The 13499-nt window shown below is 69.5% G+C and carries 16 protein-coding genes; 7 read left to right on the forward strand and 9 right to left on the reverse strand.

Annotated features, from left to right (window positions below):
- Positions 1 to 519, reverse strand: coding sequence for a GNAT family N-acetyltransferase (locus tag R0232_RS24295; RefSeq protein WP_093339960.1), 519 nt, complete (start codon positions 517 to 519; stop codon positions 1 to 3).
- Between the two features lie 87 nt (positions 520 to 606).
- On the opposite strand from R0232_RS24295, the gene R0232_RS24300 reads away from it, so the two are divergent.
- Genes R0232_RS24300 through R0232_RS24310 form a run of 3 tightly spaced genes read left to right on the forward strand, consistent with a single transcriptional unit; the run spans position 607 to position 1344 of the window.
- A complete protein-coding gene (locus R0232_RS24300; RefSeq protein WP_177239215.1) occupies positions 607 to 756 on the forward strand; it encodes a hypothetical protein in 150 nt (49 codons plus the stop codon).
- A gap of 10 nt (positions 757 to 766) precedes the next feature.
- On the forward strand, positions 767 to 1057 hold the full coding sequence (locus R0232_RS24305; protein WP_431509686.1) for a VF530 family DNA-binding protein: 291 nt from the start codon (positions 767 to 769) through the stop codon (positions 1055 to 1057).
- Positions 1054 to 1344: a 2Fe-2S iron-sulfur cluster-binding protein gene (locus R0232_RS24310; RefSeq protein ID WP_431509687.1), complete on the forward strand. Its 291-nt coding sequence runs from the start codon at positions 1054 to 1056 to the stop codon at positions 1342 to 1344. Before R0232_RS24305 ends, R0232_RS24310 begins: the two co-directional genes overlap by 4 nt.
- Before the next feature lies 1 nt (position 1345).
- Here R0232_RS24310 and R0232_RS24315 read toward each other — a convergent pair whose 3' ends face one another.
- Positions 1346 to 2539, reverse strand: a complete 1194-nt coding sequence (locus tag R0232_RS24315; protein ID WP_093339968.1) for an MFS transporter — start codon at positions 2537 to 2539, stop codon at positions 1346 to 1348.
- Between the two features lie 203 nt (positions 2540 to 2742).
- On the opposite strand from R0232_RS24315, the gene R0232_RS24320 reads away from it, so the two are divergent.
- Positions 2743 to 3432 carry an RluA family pseudouridine synthase gene (locus tag R0232_RS24320; protein ID WP_431509688.1) on the forward strand — a complete coding sequence of 230 codons (690 nt, stop codon included), beginning with the start codon at positions 2743 to 2745 and terminating at the stop codon, positions 3430 to 3432.
- A gap of 45 nt (positions 3433 to 3477) precedes the next feature.
- Here R0232_RS24320 and R0232_RS24325 read toward each other — a convergent pair whose 3' ends face one another.
- The 5 genes from R0232_RS24325 to egtB all read right to left on the reverse strand — a co-directional run bounded on the left by R0232_RS24325 (position 3478) and on the right by egtB (position 8178).
- Positions 3478 to 3918: a universal stress protein gene (locus tag R0232_RS24325; protein WP_057597897.1), complete on the reverse strand. Its 441-nt coding sequence runs from the start codon at positions 3916 to 3918 to the stop codon at positions 3478 to 3480.
- A gap of 196 nt (positions 3919 to 4114) precedes the next feature.
- Positions 4115 to 4858: a 2OG-Fe dioxygenase family protein gene (locus tag R0232_RS24330; RefSeq protein ID WP_431509689.1), complete on the reverse strand. Its 744-nt coding sequence runs from the start codon at positions 4856 to 4858 to the stop codon at positions 4115 to 4117.
- Positions 4855 to 5139 (reverse strand): DUF427 domain-containing protein, encoded by a 285-nt coding sequence (locus R0232_RS24335; protein WP_093339974.1) that lies wholly within the window; start codon positions 5137 to 5139, stop codon positions 4855 to 4857. Before R0232_RS24335 ends, R0232_RS24330 begins: the two co-directional genes overlap by 4 nt.
- 748 nt (positions 5140 to 5887) lie before the next feature.
- On the reverse strand, positions 5888 to 6784 hold the full coding sequence (egtD, locus tag R0232_RS24340) for an L-histidine N(alpha)-methyltransferase (protein WP_256222371.1): 897 nt from the start codon (positions 6782 to 6784) through the stop codon (positions 5888 to 5890).
- Between the two features lie 140 nt (positions 6785 to 6924).
- Positions 6925 to 8178, reverse strand: coding sequence for an ergothioneine biosynthesis protein EgtB (gene egtB / locus R0232_RS24345; RefSeq protein ID WP_431509690.1), 1254 nt, complete (start codon positions 8176 to 8178; stop codon positions 6925 to 6927).
- 175 nt (positions 8179 to 8353) lie between these two features.
- Here egtB and R0232_RS24350 point away from each other — a divergent pair, with 175 nt between their 5' ends.
- Complete coding sequence (locus tag R0232_RS24350) at positions 8354 to 9700, forward strand: NAD(P)/FAD-dependent oxidoreductase (RefSeq protein WP_431509691.1); 1347 nt, start codon at positions 8354 to 8356, stop codon at positions 9698 to 9700.
- Positions 9701 to 9725: 25 nt separating this feature from the next.
- Positions 9726 to 9977: a hypothetical protein gene (locus R0232_RS24355; RefSeq protein ID WP_431509692.1), complete on the forward strand. Its 252-nt coding sequence runs from the start codon at positions 9726 to 9728 to the stop codon at positions 9975 to 9977.
- A gap of 30 nt (positions 9978 to 10007) precedes the next feature.
- On the opposite strand, the gene R0232_RS24360 is transcribed toward R0232_RS24355, so the two are convergent.
- Positions 10008 to 11945 (reverse strand): PhoX family protein, encoded by a 1938-nt coding sequence (locus R0232_RS24360; protein ID WP_296776338.1) that lies wholly within the window; start codon positions 11943 to 11945, stop codon positions 10008 to 10010.
- A 98-nt stretch (positions 11946 to 12043) separates the two neighbouring features.
- Positions 12044 to 12571, reverse strand: a complete 528-nt coding sequence (locus R0232_RS24365; protein ID WP_431509693.1) for a thermonuclease family protein — start codon at positions 12569 to 12571, stop codon at positions 12044 to 12046.
- 200 nt (positions 12572 to 12771) lie between these two features.
- On the opposite strand from R0232_RS24365, the gene R0232_RS24370 reads away from it, so the two are divergent.
- Positions 12772 to 13494, forward strand: a complete 723-nt coding sequence (locus R0232_RS24370) for an SDR family oxidoreductase (RefSeq protein WP_431509694.1) — start codon at positions 12772 to 12774, stop codon at positions 13492 to 13494.
- The last annotated feature ends 5 nt before the right edge of the window (positions 13495 to 13499 follow it).

Raw genomic sequence — 13499 nt, forward strand, 5'->3', positions numbered from 1 at the left:
TCAGGCGACGTTGCGTTTGAGGCGGATTTCCTCGATGCGCACGCTGCCGATCTGCGTGGTCTTGGCGGTCTTCATCTCGCGCTTGAAGCCGGCCAGCTCGTGGAAGCGCATCGCGCGGTCGTTGCGGATCGGCACCCAGATGGTGACCGTGGTGCAGCCCTCTTCCTCGAGGCCTTCGCGCGCGGCGTCCCAGAGGGCGACGCCGATACCCTTGTCCCAGTGCTCGGGACGGACGTAGAGGGCCCAGATCTCGCCCGCGGTGGACGGCGTCTTGGGATCGCGCGAGCGGTCGAAGCCGACGAAGCCGACGACCTTGCCGTCGAGCTCGGCCACGTGGACCTGCGGTTCGCTGAACTCGATGGCTTCGCGCCACTTGGCCTCGCGCGAGGCGAGCGCCAGCGCGCGCAGCTCCTCTTCGGGCAGGATGCCTTCGTAGGCGGCCTTGGCGGCGGCGGCGTGGACTTCTGCGATGGCCTTGGCATCGCGCATCGTGGCGGGGCGAACTTCGTGGTCGGACATGAATGCGGGAAAAACGGATGGAACCGCCTATTGTCGCCGCACCGCTAAACTCCCAGCCCATCATCGCAGCAGCTCAGGAGAAACCTCATGGCCAAGGGTCAGCAACGTTCCAACAAGGAAAGCAAGAAACCGAAGAAGGACACCTCCCCGCCGAAGGCCCCGGCACTCGGCGGCGAGCCGGTGCGCGCGGTCGTCACCACGGCGGTGATTCCGCGCGGCAAGCTCAAGAACAAGTGATCCGCCACCCGTGAGCGACGCACCGGCCTCGCCGCCCTCCCCCACCCCGCCCCCGGCCCAGCCGCGCAATCCGCTGCACGGGCTGACGCTCGAAGCCATCGTGACGGCGCTGCAGGCGCACTACGGCTGGCAGCAGCTGGGCGAGTTGGTGCCGGTGCGCTGCTTCACGCACGAACCCAGCGTGGGCTCGAGCCTGCGCTTCCTGCGCAAGACGCCGTGGGCGCGCGAGAAGGTCGAGAGCCTCTACCTCTTCATGCTGCGCGAGCAGCGCCGCCAGGGCACGTCGACGCCGCGGCCATGAAGGTCCGCCTCGAGCCCTCGGGCCTGGTCTTCGAGACCGAGGCCGGCACCACCGTGCTGAAGGCGGCCGAGGCGGCCGGCATCGAGATGCCGAGCTCGTGCCGCAACGGCACCTGCCGCACCTGCATCTGCCGATTGCTCGAAGGCGAGGCGCGCCACACCATCGAATGGCCGGGCCTGAGCGCCGAGGAAAAGGCCGAGCGCTGGATCCTGCCCTGCGTGGCCGAGGCGCTGGGCGACATCGCGATCGACGCGCCGCAGGCCTTCTCGCTGTTCGACGACGCCTGACTCAGCCGCGCACGGCCGGCGCCGCCACCACCAGCCGGTCGCGCTGCGCCAGCGAGGGGAAGAGCCTGAACCAGGTCAGCGCGACCAGCATCGTGCCGACGCCGCCCACCACCACCGAGCCCACCGGCCCGAGCAGCGCCGCGGTGGCGCCCGATTCGAATTCGCCGAGCTGGTTGCTGGCGCCGATGAAGATCGAGTTGACCGCGCTGACCCGCCCGCGCATGGCATCGGGCGTCTCGAGCTGCACCAGCGTCTGGCGGATCACCACGTTGACCATGTCGGCGCCGCCCGAGACCGCGAGCGCGATCAGCGAGACGATGAAGCTGCGCGAGATGCCGAACACCACCATGCACAGGCCGAACAGCGCGATCGCCATCAGCAGCGCGCGGCCCACGCGGCGCTCGATCGGCCGGCGCGTGAGCGCGATCGACATCACCAGCGCGCCGACCGCGGGCGCGCCGCGCAGCAGGCCCAGGCCCCAGGGGCCGGTGTGCAGGATGTCCTTGGCATAGATCGGCAGCAGCGCCACCGCGCCGCCCAGCAGCACCGCGAACAGGTCGAGCGAGACCGCGCCGAGCACCGGCTTGCGGTTCCAGATGAAGTTGACGCCCGCGAACACGGTGCCGAGCGTGACCGGCTCGCGCGCCTTGGGCACGTAGGCATAGCGCAGCCGCAGCACCAGCGCGCAGGCCACCACGAAGAACAGCACGCTCGCGCCGTAGACCACCGCCATGCCCGCCACGAACAGCAGGCCGCCGAGCGCCGGCCCGCCGATGATCGCGCCCTGCATGCCGGCCGAGCTGAAGGCCATGGCGCGCGCCAGCATGACCGGCGGCACCAGCATCGGCGTCAGCGCCTGCTGGGCCGGCATCTGGAACGCGCGCACCGCGCCCAGCACCAGCGACAGCCCCAGCAGCAGCGCGCGGCTGTCGTGGCCGCGCAGCACCGCGAACAGCAGCGCCAGCGCCACCAGCCCCTGCACCGCGAAGCAGGCCGCGACGATGCGCCCGCGATGGTGGCGATCGACCACGTGGCCCGCGAGCAGCGCCAGCAGCAGCGCCGGCACGAACTGGTAGAGACCGACCAGGCCCAGGTCCCAGGCGCTGTTGGTCAGGTCGTACATGTGCCAGCCGATGGCCACCAGCAGCATCTGCGAGGCGGCGGTGCCGAACAGGCGCGCCACCCACATCTGCATGAACGGGCGTTCGCGCGTGAGATCGGAAAAACTCGGTGGGGAAGGCACCGCGCCGGCGGCGGGATCGAGGGAGGAGGAGGCGGAGGCTGAGGAGCCAGTGGCGGGGCCGGACATCCGTCCAAGGATAGCCCACCCACCGTGAGCCGCGCATGAGCGCCCGCCAACGCCCCTGCCCGGCCACGCTTCTACACTCGGGCCCTCCCATGGCTTCACCCCCGCTACGACCCGTTCACGAAGACGCCCACCTGCTGGTGCTCGACAAGCCCGCCGGCCTGCTGTGCGTGCCCGGCCGCGGCGAGGACAAGCAGGACTGCCTGAGCGCGCGCGCCCAGCGCCAGTGGCCCGATGCGCTGATCGTGCACCGGCTCGACATGGCGACCAGCGGCCTGGTGCTGATGGCGCGCGGCCTCGAGATGCAGCGCGCGCTCGGCGACGCCTTCGCCACGCGCCGCGTCGACAAGCGCTACGAGGCGGTGGTCGACGGCCTGCTGCCCGTGGACGCGGACTGGGCCTGCATCGATGCCCCGCTGATGGCCGACTGGCCGCGCCGCCCGCTGCAGAAGATCGACCCCGCCGGCAAGCCCAGCCTCACGCGCTGGCGCGCCCTGGGCGGCCTCGACGGCGAAACGCCCTGCAGCTACCTGCTGCTGGAGCCGCTCACCGGCCGCTCGCACCAGTTGCGCGTGCACCTCGCGTCGATCGGCCATCCGATCCTCGGCGATGCGCTCTACGCCAGTCCCGAAGTGCAGGCGCGCGCGCCGCGCCTGCTGCTGCATGCGAGCGCGCTGGGCTTCGAGCACCCGGCCACGCGCGAGCGAATGCGCTTCGCGAGCCGGCCCGATTTCGGGCCGCGCTTCGAGGCGTTGCGGGAGGCGGGAGAAGGCTCGGCGTGAGCGGCGGGGATCGGCGGGATTCGAAGGGGTGGCGCGGCGTTCTTCTCAGCCGCCCTTGACCACCAGCACCGGCACCATCGAGTCCTGCAGCACGCGCTGCGTCACGCTGCCCAGCAGCAGCTTCTCGATGCCGCTGCGGCCGTGCGAGCCCATCACGATCAGGTCGGCCGCGATGGCGATGGCCGTGTCCACGATGCCTTCGTGCACCACGTGGCCGTCGATCACGCGCTGGTCGCTGTGCAGGCCTTCGGCCGCCAGCGCAGCCACGCCGCGCGCGAGTGCCGCATTGGCGCTCGAGGTGGCCGCGGCGAGGTACTCGTTCTGGCCGAGCGCATAGTCCGCGCCCACGCCGATGAAGGGGTAGTTGTCGATCACGTGGATCAGGGTGATGCGGCTTCCGAAGGCCAGCGCCAATCCGCTGGCCTTGCTGACCGCGAGCATGGAAGTTTCGGAGCCGTCGATGGGGACCAGGATGTGATTGAACATGGCGGACCTCGCTTTCTTCGTTCGCAGGCAGACAGGGTCCAGTCCACGGGCCGTTTGAGATGGCCGAAGACCGGGCCCCGAATTTAACCGCAAGGCCGCGACACAACTGTAGGACGCCTCCCAGCCAGGGAAATCGCGGATACCGCGCTTGCGCGGCCCGCGCCTGCAGACCGCGCAGCGCCTCGTGGCGCGGGTTTCAGTCGCCCTGAAAACCCTGGGCGCGGCAGGTGATCACCAGCGTGTCGCGCCAGCCCGTGCCGTTCTCCTCGAGCGGCTGGATCGGCGTCGATTCGTGGATCACGCGCGCATCGTCGAGCAGCAGCAGCGTCCACGGCTCGGTCATGGTGAAGCGCTCGCCGCGCCGCCCGTTGGCCTCGAACACGCGCGTCTCGCCGCCCTTGATGTCGTGGCGGCCCACCAGCGCCACCGCCACCAGGTCCACGCCGTCGCGGTGCGCGCCCTCGGGCGTGGGCCGGCCGATGCCGCCCGCGGTGTCGATGCGGAACTGGTGCGCTTCCACGTACCAGCGCTGCGCGCCGCGCAGCTGGCTCGCTGCTTCGCCGAGTCGCACGATCAATCGCTGCCAGGCCGGCTGCGCGACCGTGGCCGCGAGCATCGGCGCGAACCAGCGCTGCATGCCGCCATGCAGCGCGTTGTATTCGACCGGCTGCCAGTGCGCGCGGCGCGGCACCTGCTGCATCGCCTCGCCGTCGATCGTGAAGCATTCGTGGCGCCGCGTGCGATAGCGGCCGCCGTCCTTCAGGTATTCGTCGGGCGGAAGATCGTTCCAGTCGGCATGCAGCGCCTCGAGCTGCGCGACCGGCAGGCCGAGCCAGTCGCCCACGGCCTGCGGGCCGAGTACCGCATAGCCCTGGTCGCGCAGTGCGGCCGGCAGTTCCGCGGGATGGATGAACGGCGGATCGAAGGCCGGGGTGGTCACGACGCCGTGACCTTCACGTCTTTCCAGAACGCGACGCGGTCGCGGACCATCTCGGCCTCGGGCTTGGGGTCGGCGTAGTACCAGGCGGCGTCGGTGTTGAGTTCGCCGTTGACCAGCAGCGAGTAGTAGTTCGCGCTGCCCTTCCAGGGGCAGGTGGTCTTGTGGTTGCTGAAGGTCACGACGTCGCGGTTGAGCGACGACATGGGGAAGTAGTGGTTGCCCTCGACGAGGACGGTGTCGTCGCTTTCGGCGATGGTGGCGCCGTTCCAGGTGGCTTTCATTTGGGTTTGGGTCTCCGACTGGGGGGATGTGTTTGGCCGGAGGGGTATTGTGACTGTTTGGTTTCTGGTGTTTTGTTGGGGTGTTTTTTTTGCTCTTTGGGCTGAGGTTGGATTGGGGGTGTTTTCTTTGCTTGAGGCTGTAGGCCGGGTCTCGCCCCGGCGGGCGACTTACTTTTCTTGTCTCGCCAAGAAAAGTAAGCAAAAGAAGGCGACCCCGCTGTCTGTGTCCCTCCGCTTCGCTACGGGCAACCTGCGGTGCTCGGAGAAAGCGGGGGTCCGCAGAACTCGCTGCACTTCGTTCCGCTCAGACAGCTGCGGCCCTTATCCCGCTTTCTCCTGCGCTCCTCGGCACAGCCAGAGGGGATGAGGGTCAACGCGCCATGGCGCGTCCTTGTGTGGTGAGTGCGCATGCATAGGCCTCGGATCTTTCACTGAGGCCGAGCAAAGCGAAGGCCCGTTGGGCTTGCCTGGCCGAGCGCAGCGATGGCCCGCCCCACCCCCTCTGGCTGCGCCGAGGAGCGCAGCGTTTCGCGGATAAGGGCTCGCAGCTGTTTGAGCGAAGCGAGTTCTGCGAGACCCCGCGAAACGCGAGCACCGCAGGTTGCCCGTAGCGAAGCGGAGGGTCGCAGACAGTGGGGTCGCCTTTTCTTTGCCTACTTTCTTTTGGCGAAGCAAAAGAAAGTAGGTCCGCCGCCGGGCGGAATTCCCGGCTCCTGCCTCAGCAAGAAAACACCTCCTAAAAGAGCCCTCAAGCCCCCAACCAATGCACGCTGAACAACCTCTCCGAATCCACCCAAACCGCCCCCGGCCGAAACCCCGCCTTCACAGCCAAAGCACGAAACCCATCCACAGTGAACTTGTGCGAGTACTCCGTATGAATGGTCTCCCCTTCCTCGAACCCAAACGACTCGCCATTCAATGAAACGCTCTGAGCCCGCCGACTCACCAGATGCATCTCGATCCGCCGCAAAGGCGCATTGAAGAACGCCGCATGCGTGAACCCATCGAGATCGAAGTCCGCATCCAGCTCCGAATTGGCACGCCGCAACAGATTGAGATTGAACGCCGCAGTCACCCCTTGCGCATCGTTGTAGGCCGCATGCAACCGCGCCGGATCCTTCACCAGGTCCACCCCGATCAGCATCCCCCCACCACGCAACATCCGAGCCGCCAACTGCAGAAAGGCCAGCGCCTCGTCAGGCTCGAAGTTCCCCAACGTAGACCCCGGAAAGAACCCCACCCGCCGCCCCGCCCCAGGCATCGGCGCAGGCAACACCAGAGGCATCGTGTAGTCCGCAGCAATCGGCTGCACGGCCAACTCCGGATAGTCCGCACGCAAGCGCGCTGCAGCCCCCTCGAGGTACTCCCCCGAGATATCGATCGGCAGATAACGCTTCGGCGACTCGAGCGCATCGAGCAGCAAGCGGATCTTGGTCAACGACCCCGCCCCGAACTCCACGATCTCCGCATTCGGCCCGATCTGCTTCGCGATCTCTCCCGCGCACTCGCCGAGGATGCGCAGCTCGGTGCGCGTCGGGTAGTACTCGGGCAGATCGCAGATCTGATCGAACAGCTGCGAGCCGACCACGTCATAGAAGAATTTCGGCGAGATGCTGCGCGGCGTGCGCGCCAGCCCCGCCTGCATCTCGCGCGCGAACTCGGACAGCGGTGCAGTCGTAGCGGGCGCAACGACGGCGGGACGCTTCTTCGCCGAGAACGGCAGCGAAGAAGAGGAGGAAGAAGCAGTCGAAGCTGCCGCGGGAATGGGAGCGAATGGGCGCATGGTCAGAGATCCTTCGCGAGCCGCAGGCCGGTGAATTGCCAGCGCGCGGCCGGCGGGAAGAAGTTGCGATAGCTGGGGCGCGCATGGCCCTCGGGCGTGGCCACGCTGCCGCCGCGCAGCACGAGCTGGCCCACCATGAACTTGCCGTTGTATTCGGCCGCGACGCCGGGCAGTGGCTTGAAGCCCGGATACGGGTCGTACGAGGAACGCGTCCATTGCCATACGTGGCCGGTCATCTGCGAGATGCCCGGGTTGCCGAACGCGGCCTCCCACTCGAACTCGGTCGGCAGCCGCGCGCCGGCCCACTCGGCATACGCGGCGGCCTCGTAGAAACTCAGTTGCGATACCGGCGCCTCGGGCTCGATCGGCCGCACGCCATGCAGACCGAACACATGCCAGCCGCCGGCATTGGCCGACGAGGCACCCAGGCGCGGATCGTCGGGCGCGAGCCAGTAGGCCGGATGGCGCCAGCCCTGCGACTGCACGGCGGCCCAGCCGTCGGACAGCCACAGCTCGGGCCGCTGGTAGCCACCATCGGCGATGAACTGCGCGAAGTCGCCGCAATTCACGAGCCGGTCGGCGATCGCATGCGGCTGCAGCAGCGCGCGATGACGCGGGGTCTCGTTGTCGAACGAGAAGCCCGCGCCGTCATGGCCGATCTCGACCAGGCCGCCCTCGTGCGGCAGCCAGCGCATGGCGGGCGGCACCGCGGCCAGCCGCAGCGCGGGGCCGCCGGCGGGCTTGTAGGCGGGCAGCAGCGGGTTGCACGACAGGGCATGCAGGATGTCGGTGAGCAGCAGCTCCTGGTGCTGCTGCTCGTGGTTCAGGCCCAGCGTGACGATCGGCTCGAGCGTGGCCCAGGCGGCCTCGGCCTCGTCGCTGTCGAGGAAGGCCAGCACGGCCGCGTCGACATGGCGGCGGTAGGCCTGCACCTCGTCGAGCGAGGGCCGCGTGAGCAGGCCGCGCTGCGGGCGCGGATGGCGCGGGCCCAGCGCCTCGTAATAGGAATTGAAGAGGTAATGGAAACGCGTGTCGAAGGGCTGGTAGCCGCTGGCATGCGGCTGCAGCAGCACGGTCTCGAAGAACCAGGTGGTGTGCGCGAGATGCCATTTGGTCGGGCTCGCGTCGGGCATCGACTGGATGCACTGGTCTTCGGCGGAAAGCGGTGCGGCAAGCGCGAGGCTGGCGGCGCGCACGGAGCGGAACTGCTCTCGCACGGTGCCGGCTGCCGGCGTGATCGGCCGGGAAAGCGTCATGGGTTCTCCAGTCGCGGGTCAACGAAGTTTGTAGCCGAAGCCTTCGGCGGCGACGCGTAGGACAAAAGCCCGCGCCAGGGCACCCGCCGTCCCCGCGTGGTTCTCGTTCCTCGGCGGGTCGGCCACTTTGGCACAAGATGGCTTCGCGTGCAGGGCGCTGCGTATCATCCGTTCGATGCAAACGACCAACTCCCCAGGCCGCCCCCGCGTCGTCATCGTCGGCTGCGGTTTCGGCGGGCTCGAAGCGGCTCGCAAGCTGCAAGGCGCCGACGTCGACGTGACGGTGATCGACCGCACCAACCACCACCTGTTCCAGCCGCTGCTCTACCAGGTGGCGACCGCCGGGCTGGCGGCGCCGTCGATCGCGGCACCGGTGCGCGGGCTGTTCCGCGGCCAGGCCAACATCACGACCCTGCTCGGCGAGGTCTCGGCCATCGATCCGGCCGCGCGCACGGTGCGCATGGCCGACGGCAACCCGGTGCCCTACGACCACCTGATCGTCGCGGCCGGCGCCACCCACAGCTATTTCGGGCGCGACGAATGGTCGGCCAATGCGCCGGGCCTCAAGACCCTGGCCGATGCCTTCGAGATCCGGCGCCGCGTGCTGCTGTCCTTCGAGACCGCCGAGCTCACGACCGACGCGCAGCGCCGCCGCGCGCTGCTGACCTTCGTGGTGATCGGCGCCGGCCCCACGGGCGTGGAGATGGCGGGCACGCTGGCCGAGATCGCCAAGCACACGCTCGCGGGCGAGTTCCGCCACATCGACCCGGCGAGCGCGCAGGTGCTGCTGGTCGAGGGCGGGCCGCGCGTGCTGCAGGCGATGCCCGAGGGCCTGAGCCAGAGGGCGCTCGAGCAGCTCGAGAAGCTCGGCGTCGAGGTGCGGCTCAATGCGCGCGTGACCGCGATCGACGCCACCGGCCTCGAGGTGCAGACCGGCGGCGGAGCCGACGGCGCGCCCGCGCAGAGCTACCGCATCGACAGCAGCTGCGTGGTGTGGGCCGCGGGCGTCGCGGCCTCGCCGCTCGGGCGCATGCTCGGCAGCGCCACGGGCGTCGAATGCGACCGCGCGGGCCGCATCAAGGTCGAGCCCGACCTGAGCCTCGCGGGCCATCCCGAGATCAGCGTGGTCGGCGACCTCGCGGCCGCGATGAGCCATGCGCCCGGCAAGGAGCCGCGGCCGGTGCCCGGCGTGTCGCCCGGCGCCAAGCAGGCCGGGCGCGCCGCGGCCGCCAACGTCCTGCGCCGCATCGCGGGCCAGCCCACGCAGGCCTTCCGCTACCGCGACTACGGCAACCTCGCGACCATCGGCCGCAACTCGGCCGTGGTCGACCTCGGCACGCCCTTCGGCCCGCTGCGCTTCAGCGGCCGGCTCGCGTGGCTGTTCTGGCTGTTCGCGCACGCGTACTTCCTGATCGGCTTCCGCAACCGCATCGTGGTGATGATGGACTGGGCCGGCGCCTACTGGAGCTTCCAGCGCAATGCGCGCGTGGTGGCCGACGTGAACGGCCGCAGCGAGTCCTGAGCCGCGCCGCCGCAGGAGGTCCGCGATGTCGCTGCTGCACTGGATCGCGCTGCACGCCCTCACCGCGCTGTTCTGGCTCTGGATCCTGCGCTGGGGCGGCGCGCACTGGCTCGAAGGCACCTTCGCCTCGGGCTTCCTCGTGAGCATCTTCGCGCCGCGCTGGAGCGAGGAGGGCCTGCGCATGTGCGCGCTGCTGATGCTGATCGTCTGCGGCATCAGTTTCGTGCTCGGGCTGTTCATGCCCGAGCTGCGCTGCTGGTACGGCGGCGCCTGCTGAGCGCCGCCGCCTGCTCCCGGGGACCAGCGCTCAGGTCCCGACCACGCCGCCGTCGTTCTTCGTGATCGCGACCGTCGCCGAGCGCGGGCGGCCCGCGCCGTCGGGCCACTTCGACACCGCGAGCGGACGATCGGGATCGCTGCGCTCGTTGGCCGGCTCGCCCGGATGCTGGATGTTGATGAACAGCGTGCGCAGGTCGGGCGTGGCCGTGAGGCCGGTGATCTCGCAGCCGGCCGGGCCGAGCAGGAAGCGGCGGATCTCGCCTTGCGTCGGATCGCAGGCCAGCATCTGGTTGTTCGGCAGGTTGGTGTAGTCGCCCTTGCCGAGCGTGGAGGTCGAGACGTCGGTCTGGATCCACAGCACGCCGCGCGCATCGACCATCAGGCCATCGGGGCTGCCGAAGGCATCGCCCTTGACGTTGCCCTGCGCTTCCCAGCGCGACTGTTTCGGGTCGCCCGCGAGCACCAGGTGGTTCCACGCGAACTTGGTGCCGTCGAGGTCGCCCTGCTCCTTCCAGCGGATGATCTGGCCCATGGTGTTGTTGGAACGCGGATTGGCCGCGTCCATGAACGGCTGGCCGGCACCGCCGCGGTTGCTGTTGTTGGTCAGCGTGCAGTAGACCTCCTTGGTCAGCGGATCGACGGTGGTCCACTCCGGGCGGTCCATCTTGGTCGCGCCCAGCAGGTCGCTGGCCTGGCGCGACTTGATCAGCACGTCGCCCTGGCTCGCGAAACCCTTGTCGGCCACGAGCCCGTTCTGGCCCTGCACGAGCGGCAGCCATTCGCCGCTGCCGTCGACGTCGAAGCGCGCCACGTAGAGCGTGCCGTGGTCGAGCAGCTCGCGGTTGGCGGCCGCGCCACCGGGCTTCACCGCGTCGCGGCTCACGAACTTGTAGATGTATTCGAAGCGCGAGTCCTCGCCCATGTAGACCACGGCCCGGCCGTCGGCGGTCAGCGCGGTGGCCGCGCCCTCGTGCGCGGCGCGGCCCATCGCGGTGCGCTTGCGCGGCGTGGAGGCCGGGTCCTGCGGATCGATCTCCACCACCCAGCCGTAGCGGTTGGGTTCGTTCGGGTTCTTCGTCACGTCGAAGCGCGGCTCGTGCTCGTGCCAGCGGTACTTGGCGCCGTTGCCCTTGCGGATGCCCCAGCGCTTCTGGTGCGCGTCGGGCGACTCGGGGCCCTCGAAGTAATCGGCGAAGTTCTCCTCGCAGGTCAGGTAGGTGCCCCAGGGCGTCTGGCCGTTCGAGCAGTTGTTGTAGGTGCCCAGCACCTGCGTGCCGCTCGGATCGGCGGCCGTGCGCAGCATCGGATGGCCGGCGGCCGGGCCGCTCAGCGTCATCGGCGTGAGCGCGGTGACGCGGCGCGCGAAGCGCGAGGGCAGCACCTGCGACCACTTGGCGCCGTCGCGCTGCAGCTCGATCACCGACACGCCATGGGCGTTCATCGACTTGCGCACCTTCTCGGGCGTCCAGGTTTTCATGCCGTCGACGTGCAGCAGGCCGTCGTCCACGTACTCGTGGTTGAGCACCAGCAGGCCGCGGTTCGAGCCCTCGATCGGGAAGAAGGCCATGCCGTCGTGGTGCATGCCGGCCTGCAGCGCCTGGTCGTCGGCCGAGTTGGAGCCGTCGGTCCTGAAGGCGGGCATGCTGCCGGCCACGCCGGTCGGATCGCCCCAGCGGTAGAGCACCTGCGCGCTGTAGCCCTCGGGCACCACCACCTGGTCGACCGCGGCCATCGCGATGCCCTTGAAGCCGATCGCGCGGCCCAGGCCGGCGACCGCGCCACCGCCGCTGCCGGCGGTCGATGCGCAACCCGCGAGCGAGCCGGCCGCGAGCGGGCCGAACAGCCCCGCCACCGCGGCCGCGAGACCGCCGCGCACGAGCACGCGGCGCGCCGGATCGGACACCTCGTGGATCGTGGGGTTGGCGGAAAGGTTGGAGTCCTCCATCCGGTCGAAATTCTTGGCCATGTCGTTGTTCTCTTCGGTGCGTGGGTTGCAAGAACCCCGAATGCTGTTCGCGCCGCATGAATCTCGCGTGACATGGGCCGTGCCCAGCCCAAAGGCACTCAGAACGACGAGAAGAAGTTGTCACTCCAGTGAGATTCGCGCCGCTGCCGGCGCCATTCCCAAGGGGGCGTGGGCTTGGTATCCGCCCACAGCCCGGCGCGCTGCGCGCGGGCGCCGTCCTGCAGCCGGAACAGGTCGCCGCCGCGCTTGGTCGCGATGCCGTGGTAGTCGTAGACCCAGGCCCAGCCCTCCGACACCATGCGCCGACCCGCGTCCTCGCCGTTGCACGACACGTCGGCCACGGTGCGGCCGTAGCGGTCGGTGTCGCGCGCGGTGATCAGCGCCTTCTCGGCATAGCAGAGCCGGCTCAGCGCCTGGCGGCTGCGCTGGCCATAGGGCTGCGCCTTCTCGGGCGCGTCGATGGCGGCGATGCGCACCTTGACCTGTTCGTAGGCACCGCTGCGGCCGCAGCGCGCGGTCAGCGTGTCGCCGTCGCTGACGCCGACGACGAGGCAGCTGCGGGAAGCGGCCGCATGGGCCAGCAGGGGGAAGGCAAGAAGGATGGAAAGGAACGCGCGCAGGTGCATGAAGAAGACGGACGGATCGACAACGGATGAGGACGCATCGAGGCTAAGGGATTCGCGTGCCGGGCGCGGTGGGGACACACATTTTTTCCAGCGGCGCGCGGCACCGTGCCGCCCGCTTGACAGGGCGGCGCGGCCTTCTATGATCGAGTTCAATTATCTTGATGCAAGTTCCGAAATATGGAACTTTGAAGAATCCGATCATGAGCAACACCTTCTCGCAGCAACGCGTCGCCATCGTCGGCGGCACCTCCGGCATCGGTCTCGCGGTGGCGCAACGCGTCGTCAAGCAAGGCGGCCAGGTCCACGTGGGCGGTCGCTCGCCGCAGCGGCTGGCGGCCGCGCTCGAGCAGCTCGGCCCCGCGGCCACCGGCGCGACGGTCGACTCGTCCGACGCCGATTCGCTCGCGCGCTTCTTCGCGCCGCTGCCCGCCATCGACCACCTGTTCACGCCCGGCGCGAGCTACAGCGTCGCGCCCTTCGGCAGCGAGGATGTGGCCCAGGTCGAAAGCCCGTTCCGCCAGAAGTTCTGGCCCCAGTATTGGGCCGTGCACCATGCGCTCGCCAAGCTGTCGCCCAGCGGCTCGGTGGTGCTGATGTCGGGCGGCGCGGGCGCACGGCCGCTGCCGGGCGTCGCCAGCTACGCGGCCTGCAACAGCGCGATCGAGGGCCTGGGGCGCGCGCTCGCGATCGACCTGGCGCCGCGGCGCGTCAACACCGTGTCGCCCGGCACCATCGACAGCCCGCTGTGGCGCGGGCGCCCGGCCGCCGCGCGAGAAGCCGCCTATGCGGGCTTCGCCGCGATCAGCACGCTGGGCCGGGTCGGCACCGTCGAGGAAGTGGCCGACGCGGTGGTGTTCCTCATGGGCAACGGCTTCATGAGCGGCACCACGCTGTTCGCCGACGGCGGCTACACGCTGCGCTGAGGAGC

This window comes from Variovorax sp. DAIF25, from assembly GCF_050711835.1.
Classification (GTDB): Bacteria; Pseudomonadota; Gammaproteobacteria; order Burkholderiales; family Burkholderiaceae_C; genus Variovorax.

What these genes read in the sequence shown, in the direction of transcription:
- R0232_RS24300 (WP_177239215.1), top strand. Translation starts at nt 607, where the DNA reads ATGGCCAAGGGTCAGCAACGTTCCAACAAGGAAAGCAAGAAACCGAAG.
- R0232_RS24350 (WP_431509691.1), top strand. Translation starts at nt 8,354, where the DNA reads ATGCAAACGACCAACTCCCCAGGCCGCCCCCGCGTCGTCATCGTCGGC.
- R0232_RS24310 (WP_431509687.1), top strand. Translation starts at nt 1,054, where the DNA reads ATGAAGGTCCGCCTCGAGCCCTCGGGCCTGGTCTTCGAGACCGAGGCC.
- egtD (WP_256222371.1), bottom strand. Translation starts at nt 6,784, where the DNA reads ATGCAGGCGGGGCTGGCGCGCACGCCGCGCAGCATCTCGCCGAAATTC.
- R0232_RS24370 (WP_431509694.1), top strand. Translation starts at nt 12,772, where the DNA reads ATGAGCAACACCTTCTCGCAGCAACGCGTCGCCATCGTCGGCGGCACC.
- R0232_RS24360 (WP_296776338.1), bottom strand. Translation starts at nt 11,945, where the DNA reads ATGGCCAAGAATTTCGACCGGATGGAGGACTCCAACCTTTCCGCCAAC.
- R0232_RS24355 (WP_431509692.1), top strand. Translation starts at nt 9,726, where the DNA reads ATGTCGCTGCTGCACTGGATCGCGCTGCACGCCCTCACCGCGCTGTTC.
- R0232_RS24365 (WP_431509693.1), bottom strand. Translation starts at nt 12,571, where the DNA reads ATGCACCTGCGCGCGTTCCTTTCCATCCTTCTTGCCTTCCCCCTGCTG.
- R0232_RS24335 (WP_093339974.1), bottom strand. Translation starts at nt 5,139, where the DNA reads ATGAAAGCCACCTGGAACGGCGCCACCATCGCCGAAAGCGACGACACC.
- egtB (WP_431509690.1), bottom strand. Translation starts at nt 8,178, where the DNA reads ATGACGCTTTCCCGGCCGATCACGCCGGCAGCCGGCACCGTGCGAGAG.
- R0232_RS24315 (WP_093339968.1), bottom strand. Translation starts at nt 2,539, where the DNA reads ATGCAGATGTGGGTGGCGCGCCTGTTCGGCACCGCCGCCTCGCAGATG.
- R0232_RS24320 (WP_431509688.1), top strand. Translation starts at nt 2,743, where the DNA reads ATGGCTTCACCCCCGCTACGACCCGTTCACGAAGACGCCCACCTGCTG.
- R0232_RS24325 (WP_057597897.1), bottom strand. Translation starts at nt 3,918, where the DNA reads ATGTTCAATCACATCCTGGTCCCCATCGACGGCTCCGAAACTTCCATG.
- R0232_RS24295 (WP_093339960.1), bottom strand. Translation starts at nt 519, where the DNA reads ATGTCCGACCACGAAGTTCGCCCCGCCACGATGCGCGATGCCAAGGCC.